This window comes from Desulfosporosinus burensis (genome assembly GCF_054657535.1).
In genome coordinates this window covers 1-322 of record NZ_BAAHYN010000104.1, presented here as the reverse complement: position 1 = coordinate 322, position 322 = coordinate 1, and the positions used below count along the sequence as shown (strand labels likewise).

The window sequence follows — 322 nt, the reverse complement described above, 5'->3', positions numbered from 1 at the left end:
AACCAGACTGCTCACCATAATAAATAAAAAGAAAGTAACTCCAAACAGGGCAATAATGAAAAAAGTCATGGGTGTTTGCAGAGAACCGGCATAAGGCAGCAAATTTACACCACTTGTTGCAGCAACAATGGGTGGAACGACGGGGATCAACCAACTGGCTAAAGCATCCTCTGGCTTTACCTCGTGTTTAACAAATAACAAAAATGGGATAGTAATGACAGAAAAACAAGAAACAGCAACTCCAATTAACCATAGAGATTTGCTGATGACCAAGGCCTGATCAAAAGGCAAAAGATGGGTTCCAACAAGAAAGTAAGCGTTT

1 protein-coding gene is annotated in these 322 nt (G+C 40.4%); it reads right to left on the bottom strand.

Going from position 1 to position 322, the window contains the following annotated elements:
- Nucleotides 1-291, bottom strand: a 291-nt coding sequence (locus tag ACYQ3Q_RS28590; protein ID WP_459931760.1) for an SLAC1 family transporter, incomplete at its 3' end; no start/stop codon positions are given.
- Between the last annotated feature and the right edge of the window lie 31 nt (nucleotides 292-322).